Source organism: Streptomyces hypolithicus (assembly GCF_052934925.1).
Genome location: NZ_CM128811.1, coordinates 1,418,916 through 1,436,883 on the forward strand (window position 1 = coordinate 1,418,916; position 17,968 = coordinate 1,436,883).

General features: G+C 70.9%; 13 protein-coding genes and 1 pseudogene. 1 reads left to right on the forward strand and 13 read right to left on the reverse strand.

The features are described from left to right. Nucleotides 1-67: 67 nt before the first annotated feature. From ACU6WZ_RS06435 to ACU6WZ_RS06470, 8 genes are all read right to left on the reverse strand, one after another. A complete protein-coding gene (locus ACU6WZ_RS06435; protein WP_447032157.1) occupies nt 68-3,256 on the reverse strand; it encodes a helix-turn-helix transcriptional regulator in 3,189 nt (1,062 codons plus the stop codon). Between the two features lie 68 nt (nt 3,257-3,324). Further along, nucleotides 3,325-3,522 carry a hypothetical protein gene (locus ACU6WZ_RS06440; RefSeq protein WP_447032158.1) on the reverse strand — a complete coding sequence of 66 codons (198 nt, stop codon included), beginning with the start codon at nt 3,520-3,522 and terminating at the stop codon, nt 3,325-3,327. Between the two features lie 197 nt (nt 3,523-3,719). Continuing rightward, entirely contained in the window at nt 3,720-4,406 is a 687-nt protein-coding gene (locus ACU6WZ_RS06445) for a hypothetical protein (protein ID WP_447032159.1), read from the reverse strand. A 433-nt stretch (nt 4,407-4,839) separates the two neighbouring features. After that, on the reverse strand, nt 4,840-5,388 hold the full coding sequence (locus ACU6WZ_RS06450) for a GNAT family N-acetyltransferase (RefSeq protein WP_447032160.1): 549 nt from the start codon (nt 5,386-5,388) through the stop codon (nt 4,840-4,842). A 24-nt stretch (nt 5,389-5,412) separates the two neighbouring features. Continuing rightward, nucleotides 5,413-7,638 carry an MMPL family transporter gene (locus tag ACU6WZ_RS06455; RefSeq protein ID WP_447032161.1) on the reverse strand — a complete coding sequence of 742 codons (2,226 nt, stop codon included), beginning with the start codon at nt 7,636-7,638 and terminating at the stop codon, nt 5,413-5,415. A 195-nt stretch (nt 7,639-7,833) separates the two neighbouring features. After that, complete coding sequence (locus ACU6WZ_RS06460) at nt 7,834-9,951, reverse strand: phosphocholine-specific phospholipase C (RefSeq protein ID WP_447032162.1); 2,118 nt, start codon at nt 9,949-9,951, stop codon at nt 7,834-7,836. 269 nt (nt 9,952-10,220) lie between these two features. Next, entirely contained in the window at nt 10,221-10,625 is a 405-nt protein-coding gene (locus ACU6WZ_RS06465) for an ATP-binding protein (protein WP_447032163.1), read from the reverse strand. A 386-nt stretch (nt 10,626-11,011) separates the two neighbouring features. Continuing rightward, nucleotides 11,012-11,365 (reverse strand): VOC family protein, encoded by a 354-nt coding sequence (locus tag ACU6WZ_RS06470; protein WP_215016539.1) that lies wholly within the window; start codon nt 11,363-11,365, stop codon nt 11,012-11,014. Nucleotides 11,366-11,712: 347 nt separating this feature from the next. On the opposite strand from ACU6WZ_RS06470, the pseudogene ACU6WZ_RS06475 reads away from it, so the two are divergent. Continuing rightward, nucleotides 11,713-11,919 (forward strand): annotated as a pseudogene (locus tag ACU6WZ_RS06475) (DUF397 domain-containing protein); the annotation flags it as partial. Nucleotides 11,920-12,051: 132 nt separating this feature from the next. Here ACU6WZ_RS06475 and gatB read toward each other — a convergent pair. The 5 genes from gatB to ACU6WZ_RS06500 all read right to left on the reverse strand — a co-directional run bounded on the left by gatB (nt 12,052) and on the right by ACU6WZ_RS06500 (nt 17,957). Continuing rightward, complete coding sequence (gene gatB / locus ACU6WZ_RS06480) at nt 12,052-13,503, reverse strand: Asp-tRNA(Asn)/Glu-tRNA(Gln) amidotransferase subunit GatB (protein WP_447033892.1); 1,452 nt, start codon at nt 13,501-13,503, stop codon at nt 12,052-12,054. A gap of 73 nt (nt 13,504-13,576) precedes the next feature. Beyond that, nucleotides 13,577-13,819, reverse strand: a complete 243-nt coding sequence (locus ACU6WZ_RS06485) for a hypothetical protein (protein WP_447032164.1) — start codon at nt 13,817-13,819, stop codon at nt 13,577-13,579. Next, entirely contained in the window at nt 13,816-15,315 is a 1,500-nt protein-coding gene (gatA, locus tag ACU6WZ_RS06490) for an Asp-tRNA(Asn)/Glu-tRNA(Gln) amidotransferase subunit GatA (RefSeq protein ID WP_447032165.1), read from the reverse strand. Before gatA ends, ACU6WZ_RS06485 begins: the two co-directional genes overlap by 4 nt. A gap of 5 nt (nt 15,316-15,320) precedes the next feature. Continuing rightward, complete coding sequence (gene gatC, locus ACU6WZ_RS06495; protein ID WP_190154674.1) at nt 15,321-15,617, reverse strand: Asp-tRNA(Asn)/Glu-tRNA(Gln) amidotransferase subunit GatC; 297 nt, start codon at nt 15,615-15,617, stop codon at nt 15,321-15,323. A 153-nt stretch (nt 15,618-15,770) separates the two neighbouring features. Next, nucleotides 15,771-17,957 carry a putative bifunctional diguanylate cyclase/phosphodiesterase gene (locus ACU6WZ_RS06500; protein ID WP_447032166.1) on the reverse strand — a complete coding sequence of 729 codons (2,187 nt, stop codon included), beginning with the start codon at nt 17,955-17,957 and terminating at the stop codon, nt 15,771-15,773. Between the last annotated feature and the right edge of the window lie 11 nt (nt 17,958-17,968).

Consider the following 17,968-nt stretch of genomic DNA (forward strand, 5'->3'; position numbering starts at 1 on the left):
CCAGCCACGCGCGACGCGCCGTGCCCGGCGTCTCAGTGCCGGCCGCGGCACGGCTGGCCGGCTCCGGTCAGCCGACTGCCTGGGCGGTCCGCGCGGCTGCTGCCTCGTCATGGATGTCGCTGAACAGTCGCAGCCGGTGGGCCACGGCTGCGGCCTCGCCCCGGCCGGAGACACCGAGCTTGGCAAGGATGTTGGACACATGGACACTCGCCGTCTTGGGCGAGATGTAGAGCTCTCCGGCGATCTGCCGGTTGCTGCGGCCCGCCGCCACCAGGCGCAGTACGTCCTGCTCGCGGGGGGTGAGACCGAGCGACGCAGCCGGGCTCACCTCCAGCTCCGGGACTTCGGGGGCCTGACACGCCGGGGTCTGGGTCAGCGGAAGCCGGGCGCGCTGGGCGAGTAGCGCGACGCTCTCCGCCAGGGGCCGGGCGTCCAGGTGCTCCGCCGTGGCCCGGACCAGACGCAGGAGGTCGGCGGCCCGGTCCCGTGCACCGCCGCCCGCCACTTCGCGCAGGCGCATCTCTGCCGACGGTCCGGGCGCCGAGGAGCGCGGCCGTTCGGCCCCGACCGCCCCGGTGCCGGCGCTTGAGCCGGGACCGGTCGCGGTGGAGGCCGCGAGCAGCGCCTCCGCCCAGCGCAGGCGAGCGCGCGCCAGGTCGTACGGGCGCTCCACCGTCTCGAACGCGGCGACGACCGCGGCCCAGTCGTCCGCCGTGTCGAGTGCCTCGGCCCGGCGCAGCTCGGCGTGGACCCACCTCGCGTACGCGTCCCAGAGCGGGGCGGGGGTGGCGAGGCGTCTCGCCCGGGTCCGGATCAGCTCCAGCGCCTCGGCCCGGCCGGCCTCCGCCGCGGGGAGCCCGCGGGTGTCGGCTTCGGCCACCGCCGCTTCGGCAAGCAGGGCCCAGGCGTAGCGGTGCGTGCCGAGGGGGAAGCCGGACTCCGCGGCCTGGGCGAATCCGGCGCGTACGTCCAGGATGCGGCCCTGGGCCGCCGCGAGGGTGAGCGCGATCCGGTGCACGGGGAGATCCTGCTGGGGCATGGGGTCGTGGCTGCCGTAATACGCCCGGGCGGCAGCCAGCTGTTGCTCCGCCTCCTCCAGCTCGCCGCGGGCACGAGCCACGTCGGCCCGTATCCAGGCGGCGGAGCCACGGGGCTTGGCGCTGGGCACGGAAGCACGTTCGATGCTGACGGCGTGCTCGACCGCTTCGCTCCAGCGCCCGAGGGAGACCAGCGATTCGGCGAGGTTGCCGCGGACCCAGGCCTCGTTCTCCGCGAGGCCGTACTTCTGGGAGTAGGCAACGCCCTCCTCTGCTATGCCGACTGCCTCCCGGGAGCGCCCGACCGCTTCCAGCTGGGAGGGGAGATTCACGTGGCTGCGGCCCGCCACCGTGGCGGGACCCTGCTCGACCGCCTGCTCCCTGACGGCGTTCAGCATGGTGAGGCCGTCCTCGATGTCCCCGGAGTCGACCATCAGGATGCCGAGGGTGATCCGGGCGGTGAGTTCGGTGTCCCCGGCGCCGACCATGCGGGCGTACTCCACGGCCTGTTCGGCCGCGACCAGGGTGTCGGGGCCCGGTTCGTGCAGCATGCCCCAGCCCGCGACCTGGGCGAGGACCTCGGCGTGGACGGCGGACGGCGGCAGCCCACGCACCAGGTCACGGGCCGCGGCGAGCTCGGCCCAGCCGTCGCCGCGCGACAAGTTCGACATCAACTTGCAGCGCTGGACCCAGAACCAGGCCTCGCGGAGCGGATCGCCCTCGCCCTCCAGCAGTCGCACGGCCTTCTTCGCGATCTTCAGTGCCCGTTCGCGCTCGCCTCCGAAACGGCCCGCCACGGTGGCTTCGGCCATGAGGTCGAGGTAACGCAGCGGCGTGGTGGCCGGGTCGCAGCCGCAGGGCGGGTACACCTCGGCGTAGTCGAGGGGGCGCAGGACGGAGCGGACGTCGGCGGGGGCGTCGTCCCACAGCTCCATCGCCCGCTCCAGCAGGTGCAGTTGCTCGGCGTACGCGTGCCGGCGGCGGGCCTCGACGGAGGCCTTCAGTACGGCGGGCAGCGCCTTGGCAGCGTCGTGCGCCGCGTACCAGTAGCTGGCCAGCCGGGTGGCGCGTTCGTCCGCGGGTACGAGCCAGGGGTCGGCCTCCAGCGCCTCGGCGTACCTCCGGTTGAGCCGGGACCGCTCCCCCGGCAGCAGGTCGTCGCTGAGCGCCTCGCGGACGAGCGAGTGGCGGAAGCGGTAGCCGTCGCCCTCGGGAGTGGCCAGCAGCAGGTTGGCCCCGACCGCGGCCCGCAGTGCCTCGATCAGGTCGTCCTCGGGGAGGCGGGCGACGGCGAGCAGCAGTGGGTAGTCGACGGTCGAGCCGCCCTCGGCCACGATCCTGGCGACCTTCTGGGCGTCGTCGGGGAGCGCTTCGACCCGCACGAGCAACACGTCGCGCAGGGAGTCGCTGAGGCCCGTGGTGCAGCCGGTGCCGATGCAGGAGGCCAGTTCCTCGACGAAGAACGCGTTGCCGTCGGAGCGGGTGAACACCTCTTCGAGCAGGGATGTTTCCGGTTCGGCGGCGAGAATTCCGGTGAGCTGGCGGTGCACTTCGAGGCGGTTGAAGCGGGACAGTTCGATCCGCTGGACCGTGCGGAGCCGGTCGAGTTCGGCGAGGAGGGGCCGCAACGGATGGCGGCGGTGGATGTCGTCGGAGCGGTAGGTGCCGACGACCACCAGCCGGCCGCGCCGCAGCGTGCGGAAGAGGTAGGCGAGCAGGTGGCGCGTGGACGTGTCCGCCCAGTGCAGGTCTTCCAGGGCGAGGACGAGTGGGCGCTCGACCGAGATCCGTTCCAGCAGGCGGACGGTGAGCTCGAAGAGGCGGGCCATGCCGTCCTCGGTGTGCCGGGCGTGCGTCGTCTCGCCCAGTTCCGGCAGCAGCCTGGCCAGTTCGCCCTCCTGGCCGGCGGCCGCGGCGGCGAACTCGTCGGGAAGCCGCCGCCGCAGGGCGCGCAGCGCGGTGGAGAACGGGGCGAACGGCAGCCCGTCGGCACCGATCTCCAGGCAGCCGCCCGCCACGACGACGGCCCCACGGTCGCAGGCCGCCGTGAAGAACTCCTCGGCGAGGCGCGTCTTGCCCACACCCGCCTCCCCGCCGACGAGCAACGCCTGCGGCTCGCCCGCGGTGGCGCGGGCGAGCGCATCGGTGAGCTGGGCCAATTCGGCCGCTCGGCCGACGAACACGGGGCTGACGGACCTGGTTTCCACATCGCTGAGCATCGCACAGGGGTCTGACAGTACGAGAGCCAATTTCGTGGCCCCCGGGGCCGGCGAGGCCACCGCGGTGGTCAGGCAGCCCGGGTGAACCGGCTGCGCAGGGAACTCACCGGCCCTTCCGGTGTGTTGCCACCGGAGTGGCGGCCGCCGTGACGGGCGGCCCGGCGCGCGGCGCGCCGGGCGGTGACGGCCTGCCGGGCGAGGCGCTCGGCGTCGGCGCGGCGGATCAGTTCGGCCGCGTGCTGCTTCTGGATCTCGAGCTCGAACACGGTGTTCTCCCGGGTGTGACGGTCTGGTGCGACCGTGGGTCGAAGTCGCTTTCCGCGATACTTCGACTCTCGCTTCCCAGGTGGCCCCGGCACATCGGGAGGGTGCCGCATCCTGACCGCGCGAAGGGCCTTAGGGACGTACGCGGATGTCTGCGTACGTCCCTAAGGCCCCGGCCGGGCTGCCTTACGTGTCCCGCTTACTGGCCCGCACCTGCGCCCGTTCCGGCGGGCGGTGTGGGCATCGAGGCGAAGAGGTCGAGGTACATGCCCGCGGACATGATCAGCCCGAGGACGCCGACGGCGACGCCCGCCCACGCGACGGAGCGGATCCAGCCGGCGTGGCGCACGGCGCCGGGCGTACCGAAGGCCGGACGGACCAGCACAACGGCGGCGACGAGGAGTGCGAGCAGCGCGAAGCCGCCGTTGATGAGGGCCGTCATGTGCCAGGCGTTGCCGTAGAGCGCTGCGACCTGGTCGGCCGGGCTGGCGCCCTGGGCGGTCCCCAGCTGGCCGATGAGCGTCTCGCGCTCGGCGGCGACGCGGCTGATCCAGGTACCGGTGAGGGCGGCGAGGCCGAGCACCGCGGACGCCACGGCACCGGCGCCGGACGCAACGCCGGAGGAGACCCGCGGGGCCTGATCGCCCGCGTCCGCGTGGACGCCGTCGTCCCCGGCGTGGGCGTCTGCGCCTGTCTCGGCGCCTGCGCCTGCGCCTGCCTCGGCGCCTGCGCCTGCGTCGGCGTCGGCGTGACGGCCGGCGCGCTCGTCCGTGACGCCCGGGCCGACGCCCTTGCTGATCTCTGCTGCGGCGACCTCGTCGCCCCGGTCGGGCTCGCCTGCGGCGGCGGCTGCTTCGTCGGACTTAGTACGGGGTGTGGCTGTCATGCTCCGCACGCTAGGCGTCGTTTCTGAGAGCTTTCTTAGACCGACCGGCAATTGGGGGGGGTGGGTGAAGGAGCGGTGTGGGGGTGCGTGCATCGCGAGGCGGAGGATTGAGGCATGGCGGAGCCAATGGGGTCTCCCCTGCTCGAGCGAAGCCGAGAGCTTGGGGAAGGTCGACGACAACGCGGGAGGGGGTCCCACCTGGCCCTTGAGGCCTTGGGGGCGTGCGTGCCCCCACACCGCGACGCCGCCCCCCAAGTGCCGGTCGGTCTTACGGCCTGGTGCGCGATAGGGGGCGGATCAGCCCGCGGCGTCGGATGCGGTGCATCGCAAAGCGGCGGAGCATCCTCATAGCGGAGCTATTAGGGAGTTTCGCCACCGCGGCGAGGTGCCGTAGCCGGCGTCGCGGGCCCGTCCCCTATCGCGCACCAGGCCGTTAACGCCCCTCGCGCCACTCACGCGCCAGCACCGACCAGACCTCCGTGTCATGCCGTACACCCCGGTACGGGTACCTCTCCCGCAGTACGCCGTCCCGTCGCATCCCGAGCCGCTGGGCGACCTTGATGCTGGCGGCGTTGGCGGAGGAGACCAGCCACTCGACGCGGTGGATGCCGCGTTCCTGGACCGCCCAGTCGATCAGTACCCGCGCCGCACGCGTGACCAGCCCGCGCCCCACCGCGGACTCCTCCAGCCAGCAGCCCACCTCACAAGTGCCCTGCGCGGCGTCGAAGATTCGGAAGAGCACCCCGCCGACCAGCGTGCCGTCGAGCCAGATGCCGAAGAGCCGGCCGCTGTCCGCCGCCTGCTTGTCGGCGTACGACTGGAGGAACGCCCGCGCCGAATCGAGGTCCGTGGCGGCGGCGCTCAGTCCGATGTACCGGTCGATCCAGCTGCGCCCGCGGTCGATGTGGGCGAGGTACTCCTCGGCCTGCCATGGCTCCAGCGGCCGCAGCTCGGCGTGGTCGTCCAGGGTTATCGCGAACATCCTGCTCCCCTACCGCCGGTCGGTCTAAGGCACGAGCTGAGGAGGCTCGGAGTCCTCCGGCTCGCTCGCCCGCTGCGCGTCGATCTTCGCACGTGCCGGAAGGGTCTCGGGAGCCTCGATGCTGATGCGCGGCAGCCACCGGTCGAGGCGGCGCGGCAGCCACCAGTTCGCGCCGCCCAGCATGTGCATCAGGGCGGGCACCAGGAGCGTACGGAGCACGAACGCGTCCAGCGCGACGGCCGCCGCGAGGGCGATGCCGAACATCGCGATGACGCGGTCACCGCTGAGCACGAAGGCGAGGAAGACGGCGATCATGATCACGGCTGCCGAGTTGATCACCCGGCTGGTCTCCGCGAGGCCGACCCGTACGGACCGCCTGTTGTCGCCGGTCTCCAGCCACTCCTCGTACATCCGGCTGACCAGGAAGACCTGGTAGTCCATGGACAGCCCGAAGAGCACCGAGACCATGATCACCGGCAGGAAGGGCTCGATCGGCCCGGAACTGCCGAGCCCCAGCAGTTCGCTGCCCCAGCCCCACTGGAAGACGGCCACGGCGACCCCGAAGGAGGAGGCGACGGCGAGCACGTTCATCAGCGCGGCCTTGAGGGGGATGCCGACACTGCGGAAGGCGAGCAGCAGCAGGGCGCAGCCGAGCGCGACCACCACGCCGACGAACAGCGGCAGCTTGTCGATGATGATCTCGGCGAAGTCGTCGTAGCCCGCGGTCACCCCGCCGACGTACACCTGCAGCGAGGTGCCCTGCTCGGCCTGCGGCAGGACGCTGTCGCGCAGCCGGTCCACGAGGTCGCTGGTGTCCTGCGACTGCGGCGACGACGTCGGTACGACGGTGAGGGCCGCGGTGTCGCCGCCGCTGCCGTACGCGACCGGGCCGACGGACGCGACGCCGTCGGCGGTGCGCAGGGTCTGTCCGAGGGCGTCCATGGCGGCGCGGTCGTCGGCGCCGTCGACCTCGGCGACCAGGACCAGCGGACCGTTGCTGCCGGGCCCGAATCCGTCGGAGATCAGGTCGTACGCCGCGCGGGTCGTCGAGGACTGCGGGTTGTTGCCCTGGTCGGAGGTGCCCAGGTGGAGGGAGAGCGTGGGCAGCGCGAGGAGCACCATGATGACGGCGGCCACCGCGCCGAGCAGTTTGGGGTGGCGTTCGACGAAGGCGGACCAGCGGGCCGCGAAACCGGTGGGCAACTCGGGCTGCGGACCGTGCTCGGCCAGCCGGCCGCGCTCGCGGCGGCTGAGCGCCTTCATGCCTATGAGAGAGAGCAGGGCGGGGAGCAGGGTCACCGAGGCGGCGACCGTGAGGACCACGGTGAGTGAGGCGGCGATCGCCACGCCGTTGAGGAAGGACAGACGCAGGATCAGCATGCCCAGCAGCGCGATGCAGACGGTGGCGCCGGCGAAGACGACGGCGCGGCCCGTGGTGGCGACCGCGTTGGCGGCCGCCTCGGGGACGGACAGGCCGCAGCGGAGCCCTCTGCGGTGCCGGGTGACGATGAACAGCGCGTAGTCGATGCCGACGCCGAGGCCGATGAGCATGCCGAGCATCGGGGCGAAGTCGGCGACGGTCATGAGGTGGCCGAGCAGCACTATGCCCGCGTACGCCGTGCCGACGCTGACCAGGGCCGTGGCGATGGGCAGCAGGCTCGCGGCCAGCGAACCGAAGGCGAGGAACAGGACGACGGCCGCGGCCACGACCCCGATGACCTCGCTGAGGTGCGCTCCGGGGGCCTCGGTGAGGGCGATCGCTGTGCCGCCGAGCTCCACCTGGAGCTCGCCGGTCTCGGCGGCCTTGGCTGTGTCGACCAGCGCCCGCGCCTGCGGTTCGCTGATGTCGTCGGACTGGTCGTCGAAGGTGACGACCGCGTAGGCGGTGTGCCCGTCGGCGCTGATCTGCGCGGCGCCGGCGCTGTCGTAAGGGCTGACGACGGTCGCGATGCCGGAGAGCTTCTCGACGGCGTCCAGCGTCCGTGTCATCGACTGCTCGACCCCGGACGCCTGGACGGTGCCGCGGCCCGCGGTGTGCCATACGACGGTGTTGCTGTCGCCGCCCCTGCCGTCGAATCCGGCGTCGAGGAGGGCGGTGGCACGGCCCGATTCGGTGCCGGGCACCTGGTAGTCGTTGGAGTACGACGATCCGGCGACGACTGCGGCGCCGCCGACTGTGCCGAGCGCGAGCAGCCACAGCAGGACTGAGGCGATCCGGTGCGAGATGCACCACCGTGCGATGGCTGCCAACAGACTTGCTCCCTGTGTGGTTCGTGGATCTTCACAGGGAACAACCCGCAAAGAACTCATGACCTACGCCCAGCCACTCTGACAGCCAAACCTAATCATTTGTCCCTTTCGTGTGCTTACTCACACGGGCTGGCGCGGAAACCGGGGACCGAAGCAGTGCATGAGGGTCCCGGCCGCCACGCGCCGGCCTGCCGGTCAGCCCGAGACGCTGGCGCGCCCGTTCTCCATGTGCCCCATGAGGCGCCGGCGGAAAGCGGCATCACCCGAAACGGTGATCTCCAGGTCGTACCAGCCGTGCGCGTCCGCCGCCGAGTGCACCACGGTGCGACTGCGGCCCGGCTTGACGGTGACTGCGCGGGGCCGACCGTCTTCGAGGTCGGCCTCGTCGGCGTACGCCAGGGTCCGCAGGGTGAAGGTGAGCGGTGCCTTCCCCCGGTTGGTGAGGGTGAGGTGCAGGTCCCGGTCGCGTGCGTCGACGTACGAGGAGACCTCTGCGGCGCCGGTGCGCGTACCGGCGAACTCGCGGCGGAATCCGTTCGGACCGGTGATCGTGAAGCGGTACGCGCCACCGGTGCCGGCCGGGTCACCGGTAAGGGGCACCGCCCATTGCGCCTTGCCCCTTACGTCCTTGTGCTGCGGCGCGGCGAACTCACCGGCGTACGGATACAGCGCGAAGTGGGCGCTCGCGCGTCCCGTGTTGCTGAGCGCGACCCGGAAGACGCCGTCCGCCACCTTCCCGTGCGCGTCCGGCTGGTACGGCAGCGGGCGCGCCGGCCGCGTCCCCTCCTCCTGTACGGGCAGGTGCTGTTCCGCCGGCGGTACGGGCCGCCAGCGCCCGGTGAACGGCGGGATCGCGCCGGGCCGCTCGACGTCGGGCAGGCGCCTGCCACGCCGGAAGTCGAACGCCGAGGTCAGATCGCCGGTGACGGCCCGTCGCCACGGCGTGATGTTCGGCTCCTCGATGCCCGTCCACTCCTCCAGGAAGCGGATCACGGACGTGTGGTCGAAGACCTCGGAGCAGACGTACCCGCCGACGGTCCACGGCGATACGACCAGCATCGGCACCCGGATACCGAGGCCGGTGGGCAGGCCCTGGTAGCGCTCGTCGGTGTGGTCGGCGGACGGAACCGGCGGCGGAACGTGATCGAAGAAGCCGTCGTTCTCGTCGTAGTTGATCAGCACGACGGTGTGCCGCCACACGTCGGGGTGCGCGCCGAGGGCGTCCAGCACCTGGTAGACGAGGGTCGCGGAGGCGATCGGCGACGACGAGCCGGGGTGCTCGGAGTCGATCGCGGAGGGCACCAGGTACGACACCTCGGGCAGCGTGCCGGCCTCGACGTCGGCCCGGAAGTCGTCCGCCAGGCTGCCGGTCTCACCACGCCGAATCCCGCGCTCGAACAGCGACCGCTCGGCGCCGGTCAGGTCGGCGACGCCCTCCTCCAGTGCGGCGAGCAGCCGGGCCCGCTCAGCGGAATCGTCGGTGTCGCGGACCCTCGCGTAGAAGGCCTCCATGTAGGTGAAGCCGCCGGGGGCCTTCGCGAGCGCCTTGCGGGCGATCTTCTTGAAGGAGGTGAAGAACTCGATGTTGTTGTCGGTGAAGTTCTCCCACTCCTGGTACGTCTTCCAGGACCGGCCGGCCTTCTCCAGCCGCTCGGCGTACGTGGGCCAGGGGTAACCGGGGTGGGTGCCCTCGGCGTACGCCGCGTTGGTGACGGCGCGGCTGCCGTCGGCCTCGAAGCCGGTCCAGCCGGACCACAGATGGTTGCGGTTCGGGCTCGTCGACGTATGGATCGAGGAGTGGTAGGCATCGCAGATGGTGAAGGTGTCCGCGAGCTCGTAGTGCAGGGGCAGGTCGCGGCGGTCGTAGTACGCCATGGTGGCGGCGGTCTTGGCCGACACCCAGCCGTCCATCCACCCGTCGCGCCATGCCTTGGCGCCGCCGCCCCAGGAGTGGTCGAGGTCCCCGATGTACTGGAGGTCCTTGCGCTGCGCCTCGGCGGCGTCCCGGACCGGGAAGGGCAGGACGGTGCGCAGCGGTCCCGGCTGCTCGAACACCGGCTTGCCGCCCGGCAGCTGAATGGCGTTGCGGTCGCCGAACCCGCGCACGCCCCGGAGCGTGCCGAAGTAGTGGTCGAAGGACCGGTTCTCCTGCATCAGGATCACCACGTGCTTGACCGCACGCATCCCGCCGGACGGCGGTTCGGCGGCGAGCGCGGCCTGAAGCGACGGCGGCAGCAGCGACCCCGCCGCGGCGGCGCCGAGCGCCCCTGAGCCGAGCGCGAGCATCCTTCTGCGCGAAATGTCCGATGACAAGTCCGACCTCCCAGTCGACGACCAATGGTTCGCCTGCGCTCCATTGAAGGGGTACGACGGGGACGCTAGTGAGCCGGGATGACGGCGAGAAGACCCAGTGCCGACTCAGCCGTGAACGTCCAAGGCGATCCACCGAAAGTCCAAGCGCTTTCCGGCCATGGCGTGAGCCTGCGCGAGTCGAGGCGTGAGGCGCGGCGCGAGTCGAGGCGCCGGCCTCACAGAAAGTGGAGGCCCGTCGGCGCGAGGATCAGCCGGGCCACCCTAGCCGTTCAGGCCTCCTGCGCCGCCTTGGCGAACTCGCACCACACGACCTTGCCGGGGTCACGCTCCCCCACCCCCCAGCAGTCCGCGAGCGCGGCGACCAACAGCAGCCCCCGCCCGGACTCGCCGTCCGGTTCACGGACCTTCGGGTGGCCGCCGCCGCTGTCGTGGACCTCGACGCGAAGGGGCCCCGGGCGCTCCAGATACAGATGCAGGCGAAAGCCCCGGCCGGGCGGGACGCCGTGGAGAAGCACGTTGGTGGCGAGCTCGCTCACGCACAGGAGTACGTCGCCCATACGCTCGTACACACCCCAGTCCGCGAGAGCCGTACGGGTGAACTCCCGCGCCAGCGGGACGGATCGGCGCTCGCGCCGGTAGAAAACCTCGCGGAAGAGGGGCAGTTGGTCGCTCATGGGGCCACTGTCTCGATCTGGGGCACTCCGGCCCCAGGAGTCGTTGCCGTACAAATTCTTTGTACGGCAACAGACTGGGTCGAGTACGACGCCGGGTGGGAATGCAGCTCTCATGCATCCGGCACCGAAGCGTTCCAAGAAGAAGACCCCCTCCTGGGAGGTCGTTGGCGCCCAGCTCAGCCACTACCGCAGCATGGCGGGTCTGACACAGCCCCAGCTCGCCCAGCGCGTCTGCATCCACCTGGAGACACCCGGGCTCCATCGAGCAGGGCCGCCGGCCACCGCCTCATGCGCGTCTTCGGCGTCTGCAGCGCGACCGCAACGAGATACGTCGCCGCCGCTCACCCGGACAAGAAGGCCGACCCGATCCAAGCCTGAAGGAGTTCTTACTGACGCCGCTGGCCAAGGACACAGAACTCGTTACCTTCGGGGTCTGCCAATACAACCCACGATTGATCACCCTGGCCAATATCAACACGCTGTGCGCCATGAGCCACCAGACGAGCCACCTCGGCGTCCTGGTCATCAGGCCTGAAGTCGAGATGCAGTCGGCTCTTAACCTTCTTGCTCTCATCAAGCCGGACGAAGTCCAACCCCGGCAGGCGATCCGGCTCCGGGCGGATCTCGAACTCCTCATCAGAGGAGTGGACCACAACCCAACCAAGAGCCGTAGCCCACCACTGCCCCAAGGCCACCGGATCTACCGAGTGAACAATTACCTGTTCCCATTCCAAGGTCATCCGCCGAGCTTAGACCTGCCAGGGCTTCGAAAACAGGTGTCGGAGTACGGACTTCTCTCCCCAGTTGCGTACGGATGAACGACCCCAGCCGTCAGGTGACGTTCATCCGTACGCGGCTGGGGACGTTCATGTGTACGCCGACAACAGGCACTGAACCCGTCGCACACTGCCCCCAACACGGGGGAGAGACCAGCGGGTTCTCGCCCAGACACACTCAGGAATAAGCGAACCCGTCGGTTTCAGTGTGCTCCAGCAGAAATGGGATGCTGCGATCACAGGCCCTCACCCCCGAGGAGAGCATGGGCCTGCTGGACGATCTGGCAGGAGAGTCATGACCCCCCGCAGCACTGAAGTGGTTCAAGTCCAGCTACAGCGGTGACGAAGGTGGCAACTGCCTCGAAGTCGCCTACGACTGGCGCAAGTCGAGCTACAGCGGCTCCGAGGGCGGTGCCTGCGTCGAGGTGGCCGCCCACCCCGCCGCAGTCCACATTCGCGACTCCAAGGTCACCGGCGGCCCGGTCCTGACCGTCGCCCCGGCCGCCTGGTCGGCCTTCGTCCCCTCGCCGCCTGACGGCCGACACGAAGAGGCGGCCCGCACCATGATCGGTGCGGGCCGCCTCTTTTCGTACGTACCTACGCAGTCGCTCGTCAGCCCTCGACGCCCAGCTTCTCCAAACTGTGCTCAACTATTCTTTCGGGGCAAGCCGCTCAAGAATCAGTTCCCGCACGCGCGCCGCGTCCGCCTGGCCCCGAGTCGCCTTCATGACCGCGCCGACCAGCGCTCCGGCCGCCGCGACCTTGCCGCTGCGGATCTTGTCCGCGATGCCGGCGTTGGCGGCGATGGCCTCGTCCACGGCGGTGCCGAGCGCGCCTTCGTCCGAGACGATCTTCAATCCGCGCTTCTCGACGACGTCGTCCGGGCCGCCCTCGCCCGCGAGGACGCCCTCGAAGACCTGGCGGGCCAGCTTGTCGTTGAGCGAGCCCTCCTTCACCAGCGCGGTGACGCGGGCGACCTGCTCCGGTGTGACCGGGAGCGACGCGAGGTCGCGGCCCGTCTCGTTGGCGTTACGGGCCAGCTCGCCCATCCACCACTTGCGCGCCGAGGCCGCGTCCGCACCGGCCTCGATGGTGGCGACGATCGGGTCGATCGCACCGGCGTTCAGGATCGACTGCATGTCGTGCTCGCCGACTCCCCACTCCTCGCGGAGGCGGTTGCGGCGCAGCCGCGGCAGCTCGGGGAGGCCCTTGCGGAGCTCCTCGACCCAGTCGCGCGCGGGGGCCACGGGCACCAGGTCCGGCTCCGGGAAGTACCGGTAGTCCTCGGCATTGTCCTTGATGCGGCCGGCCGTGGTGGAGCCGTCTTCCTCGTGGAAGTGCCGGGTCTCCTGCACGATCGTGCCCCCGGCGTCGAGGACGGCGGCGTGCCGCTGGATCTCGAAGCGGGCGGCGCGCTCCACCGAGCGAAGAGAGTTGACGTTCTTCGTCTCGGAGCGGGTGCCGAACTGCTCCCGGCCGTGCGGGCGCAGCGAGAGGTTCACGTCGCAGCGCATCTGGCCCTGCTCCATGCGCGCCTCGGAGACGCCGAGCGCCTTGATGAGTTCGCGGAGTTCGGCGACGTACGCCTTCGCGACCTCGGGGGCGCGCTCGCCGGCGCCCTCGATCGGCTTGGTGACGATCTCGATGAGCGGGATGCCGGCCCGGTTGTAGTCGAGCAGGGAGTGGGACGCGCCGTGGATACGTCCGGTGGCGCCTCCGACGTGCGTCGACTTGCCGGTGTCCTCCTCCATGTGGGCGCGCTCGATCTGCACACGGAAGATCTCGCCGTCCTCCAGCTGAACGTCCAGATAGCCGTTGAAGGCGATCGGCTCGTCGTACTGGGAGGTCTGGAAGTTCTTCGGCATGTCCGGATAGAAGTAGTTCTTCCGGGCGAATCGGCACCACTCGGCGATCTCGCAGTTCAGCGCGAGGCCGATCTTGATGGCCGACTCGACGCCGATCGCGTTGACGACGGGCAGCGAGCCGGGCAGACCGAGGCAGGTGGGGCACGTCTGCGAGTTGGCGTCCGCGCCCAGCTCCGTGGAGCAGCCGCAGAACATCTTCGTCTTTGTGCCGAGCTCGACATGGACCTCCAGGCCCATGACGGGGTCGTAGGCCGCGAGTGCGTCCTCGTACGACACCAGTTCAGTGACGGTCACGGTGAAACTTTCCCTCTCAGCCCAGCAGAACGTCGTCGTCGCCGAGCTTTTTCAGCTCGCGATAGAGCAGAGCGATGCCGGTGGCGATGGCGGCGGCGGAGATGACGGCGTCGACGAGCCGGAGCGTGTCGTTGTCCTTGCGGGCCATCCTGGCCTGCTTGACGACACCGATCGCACTGAACGCGGTGGTGCCGATCGACAGGTAGGTGGCGGGCTTGGACTTCTTGAAACCCTTGGCCTTGACAGTCATGGGACTCATAGCGACGGTGCCTCCTCAAGTAGCGGGTGGCCCCACTTTTCCACGAGGGCCGCTTCTACTGCAGCTCCTGCCCTGTAAAGCAGGTCGTCCTTCATCGCGGGGGCGATGATCTGCAGTCCGACCGGCAGGCCGTCCTCCGGTGCGAGACCGCACGGGAGGGACATGGCGGCGTTGCCGGCCAGGTTGGTCGGGATCGTGCACAGGTCCGCAAGATACATCGCCATCGGGTCGTCGGCGCGCTCGCCGATCGGGAAGGCGGTGGTGGGCGTGGTCGGCGAGACGATCACGTCGACCTGCTCGAAGGCCTTCTCGAAGTCGCGGGTGATCAGCGTGCGGACCTTCTGGGCGGATCCGTAGTAGGCGTCGTAGTAGCCGGAGCTGAGTGCGTACGTACCGAGAATGATCCGGCGCTTGACCTCGTCGCCGAAGCCGGCCTCACGGGTGAGGGCGGTGACCTCCTCGGCGGACTTCGTGCCGTCGTCGCCGATGCGCAGGCCGTAGCGCATGGCGTCGAAGCGGGCGAGGTTGGAGGAGCACTCCGAGGGCGCGATCAGGTAGTACGCGGAGAGGCCGAGGTCGAAGGACGGGCAGTCCAGCTCGACGATCTCGGCGCCGAGCTCCTTCATCAGCGCGACGGCTTCGTCGACGCGCTGCATGACGCCGGCCTGGTAGTGCTCGCCGCGGAACTGCTTGACGACGCCGACGCGCATGCCGGCGACGGAACCGTTGCGGGCGGCCTCGACGACCGGTGGGACCGGGGCGTCGATGGAGGTCGAGTCGAGCGGGTCGTGCCCGGCGATGACCTCGTGCAGCAGCGCGGCGTCCAGGACCGTACGGGCGCAGGGGCCGCCCTGGTCGAGCGAGGACGAGAACGCCACCATGCCGTAGCGGGAGACCGCGCCGTACGTCGGCTTGACGCCGACGGTGCCGGTGACGGCAGCGGGCTGGCGGATCGAGCCGCCGGTGTCCGTGCCGATGGCGAGGGGGGCCTCGTACGACGCGAGGGCGGCGGAGGAGCCGCCTCCGGAGCCGCCGGGGATCTTGGTGAGGTCCCAGGGGTTGCCGGTCGGGCCGTACGCGCTGTTCTCGGTGGAGGACCCCATGGCGAACTCGTCCATGTTGGTCTTGCCGAGGATGACGACGTCTGCTGCCTTGAGCTTCTTGGTCAGCGTGGCGTCGTACGGCGGGATCCAGCCTTCGAGGATCTTCGAGCCGACGGTCGTCGGGATGCCCTCGGTGGTGAAGATGTCCTTGAGCGCGAGCGGGACGCCGGCCAGCGGGCCGAGCTTCTCCCCGTTCGCCTTCTTCGCGTCGACGGCGCGGGCCTGGGCGAGCGCCCCCTCGCGGTCGACATGCAGGAAGGCGTGCACCTTCTCGTCGACGGCCTCGATACGGGCCAGGTGGGCCTCGGTGACCTCGACGGCGGTGAGCTCGCCGGACGCGATCTTCGCGGCGGTCTCGGCGGCGGTGAGCCTGATGATGTGGGTGTCGGTCATGGTGTTTAGTCCTCCCCCAGGATCTGCGGCACCTTGAAACGCCGCTGCTCCTGGGCAGGGGCCCCGGAGAGGGCCTGCTCCGGGGTGAGCGAGGGGCGGACCTCGTCCGCGCGCATGACGTTGGTCAGCGGCAGCGGGTGGGAGGTCGGCGGTACGTCTTGGTCGGCGACCTCGGAGACGCGGGCGACCGCGCCGATGATGTCGTCGAGCTGACCGGCGAAGTGATCGAGCTCTTCGCCCTTCAGCTCCAGACGCGCCAGCCGTGCGAGGTGGGCGACCTCCTCGCGCGTGATGCCAGGCATGCGGCGATCCTCAGGGGTGAGTGTGCGGGTTTTGGCCCAATCCTATGGGGCGGGGCGGGGTGCCGGGTCCGGGACCCCGGGGCCGGTGCTTATGGGTGCCCCCCGCGCGCGCCGCGGGCTGGGCGCACCCGCCGGGGCCGGGCATGGCCCGGGCTACTGGACCGGCTGGCCCGACGGGGACGCGTGCTTCGCCGCCTCCAGGGCCGCCGCAGCGAACCGGTCCAGGTCGTCCTGGCGGTGCCAGCCCCGCTCGCCCCGGGCCCGCAGCCACGCCGTCGCCTCGTCGGGCGGCATCGCGGCCGCCACCAGCCAGCCCTGCACCGCGTCGCACCCGAGGTCCCGCAGCCGCTCCCAGGTCTCGTCGTCCTCGACGCCCTCCGCCACGACCAGCAGGCCCAGCGAGTGCGCCAGGTCGACCGTGCACCGGACGATCTCCGCGTCCTCGTTGTCGACCGCGAGCCGGGCCACGAACGACCGGTCGATCTTGAGCTCGCTCACCGGGAGCCTGCGGAGGTGGACCAGCGAGGAGTAGCCCGTACCGAAGTCGTCCAGCGACATCTTCACGCCGTGGCCGGTCAGCCCGGCCAGCGTGTCCGCCGCCCGCTGCGGATCCTCCAGCAGCACGTGCTCCGTTATCTCCAGCTGGAGGGACCCGGCGGGGACCCCGTGCCGGGCGAGCCGCGCGGCGACCGCGCCGGCGAAGCCGGGGGTGTGCACGTCGCGCGGTGAGACGTTGACCGCCACCGGCACGTCCAAGCCCTGCGCCCGCCACCGCGCGACCTGCGCGAGCGCGCTCTCCAGGACGTACTCCGTGAGGTGCGGCATCAGTCCCGACGACTCGGCGATGGCGATGAACTCGTCCGGGGGGACCCGCCCCCGCTCGTGGTGCTCCCACCGCACCAGCGCTTCGAGGCCCGCGACCTGCCCGTCGAAGCGGACCTTGGGCTGGTAGTGCAGCTCGACCTCGCTCGCGTCCAGCGCCCGCCGCAGATCGGCCAACAGGCCAAGGCGGTCCGGCGTGTTGCTGTCCCGATTGGACTCGTAGACCTCCACGCCCGTACGGTCCCGCTTGGCCTGATACATCGCCACGTCCGCCCGCCGCAGCAGGCCCTCCGGGTCGAGCGCGTGGTCGGGGAAGACGGCGACGCCCGCGCTGGCCTCCAGGACGAGCGTCAGGCCGTCCAGGTCGAGCGGTGAGGAGAGTTCCGCCACCAGGTGCCGGGCGACCCGCTGGGCGCTGGTCGTGGAGTCGGCGGTCGGCAGAAGCACCGCGAACTCGTCGCCGCCGAGCCGCGCGGCCTCCGCCCCGCGCGGCAGGGCCAGCCGCAGCCGGTCCGCGATCTGGAGCAGCAGCCGGTCCCCCGCCAGATGCCCCAGCGTGTCATTGACGGCCCGGAAACGGTCGAGGTCGATCAGGACGAGGGCGGACCTGGCCCCGATGTTCTCCGCTTCTTCCAGCGCCGGCCTGGTTCGTTCCAACAGCCACTGCCGGTTGGGCAGTCCGGTCAACGGGTCCCGCAGCTGCTCCTCCGCGCGCGCCCTGGCGATCCACAGCGTGGAGTCCAGCGCGATCAGAGGTACCGCGAAGAGCGGCAGCAGCACCGGCAGTGCCACCGCGACCACGCACATCAGCGGGGCGATGCCGAGCAGCGCCACCGCGACCAGCGCCTGCCGGTACAAGGCCGTCCGGGCGACGGACGGCAGCCGTGCGCCGCGCGGCGCCAGCGCGTACCACAGCAGCATGCGGGTCAGGGCGATATACGCGGTGGCCGCCAGCACCAGCTCGGGGACCGCGTCGATCCCCCATTCCAGTGGATTCCACGGCCTCTCGATGGTCGGTACGTCGCCGAACCCGGCCAGCACGAGCGCCGCGGCGCCGATTCCAAGGATGTCCGCCGCGCCGTGCAGCAGCCCCTGCCGCCAGCGGTGCCTGCGCGCCACACCGACCAGGACCACGACGGCGAGACTGACGAGCCCGGCGGGCACCCAGCCGTAGAGCAGTAAGACGGCGAGGGTGAGCGCGGCGCCCGATCCGGTGCCGCCCCACCACCGGTCCCGGCCGAGGGCGACCAGGTGGCACACGATGATGCCGGTGAGCAGGGTGAGGGACCAGCCGACGGTCCCGTCGGGGAACAGTGCGCGGTGGCCGCTCAGGGCGGAGACGAACCCGGAGACCAGGACGAGGGCAGCCAGTGTGACGACGGCGGCGGGAAGCGTCCGCGGGGCGCCTGCCCACCGCCGCAGCCGTGAAGCCGGGTCGGCACTCTCGCTCGGTTTCATTCCGTCCCTCTCACAGCCGGCGGTGCCCGTGCGACGCGATGGTTCCGTTGTCCGTGCCATCACGACTGCGT

Excerpts from the sequence above, each read along its gene's own strand:
- ACU6WZ_RS06485 (WP_447032164.1), bottom strand. The coding sequence starts at position 13,819 with ATGAGTCCCATGACTGTCAAGGCCAAGGGTTTCAAGAAGTCCAAGCCC.
- ACU6WZ_RS06500 (WP_447032166.1), bottom strand. The coding sequence starts at position 17,957 with ATGGCACGGACAACGGAACCATCGCGTCGCACGGGCACCGCCGGCTGT.
- ACU6WZ_RS06450 (WP_447032160.1), bottom strand. The coding sequence starts at position 5,388 with ATGTTCGCGATAACCCTGGACGACCACGCCGAGCTGCGGCCGCTGGAG.
- ACU6WZ_RS06465 (WP_447032163.1), bottom strand. The coding sequence starts at position 10,625 with ATGAGCGACCAACTGCCCCTCTTCCGCGAGGTTTTCTACCGGCGCGAG.
- ACU6WZ_RS06435 (WP_447032157.1), bottom strand. The coding sequence starts at position 3,256 with ATGCTCAGCGATGTGGAAACCAGGTCCGTCAGCCCCGTGTTCGTCGGC.
- gatC (WP_190154674.1), bottom strand. The coding sequence starts at position 15,617 with ATGCCTGGCATCACGCGCGAGGAGGTCGCCCACCTCGCACGGCTGGCG.
- ACU6WZ_RS06470 (WP_215016539.1), bottom strand. The coding sequence starts at position 11,365 with ATGACCTTGGAATGGGAACAGGTAATTGTTCACTCGGTAGATCCGGTG.
- gatB (WP_447033892.1), bottom strand. The coding sequence starts at position 13,503 with ATGGGCCTGGAGGTCCATGTCGAGCTCGGCACAAAGACGAAGATGTTC.
- ACU6WZ_RS06445 (WP_447032159.1), bottom strand. The coding sequence starts at position 4,406 with ATGACAGCCACACCCCGTACTAAGTCCGACGAAGCAGCCGCCGCCGCA.
- gatA (WP_447032165.1), bottom strand. The coding sequence starts at position 15,315 with ATGACCGACACCCACATCATCAGGCTCACCGCCGCCGAGACCGCCGCG.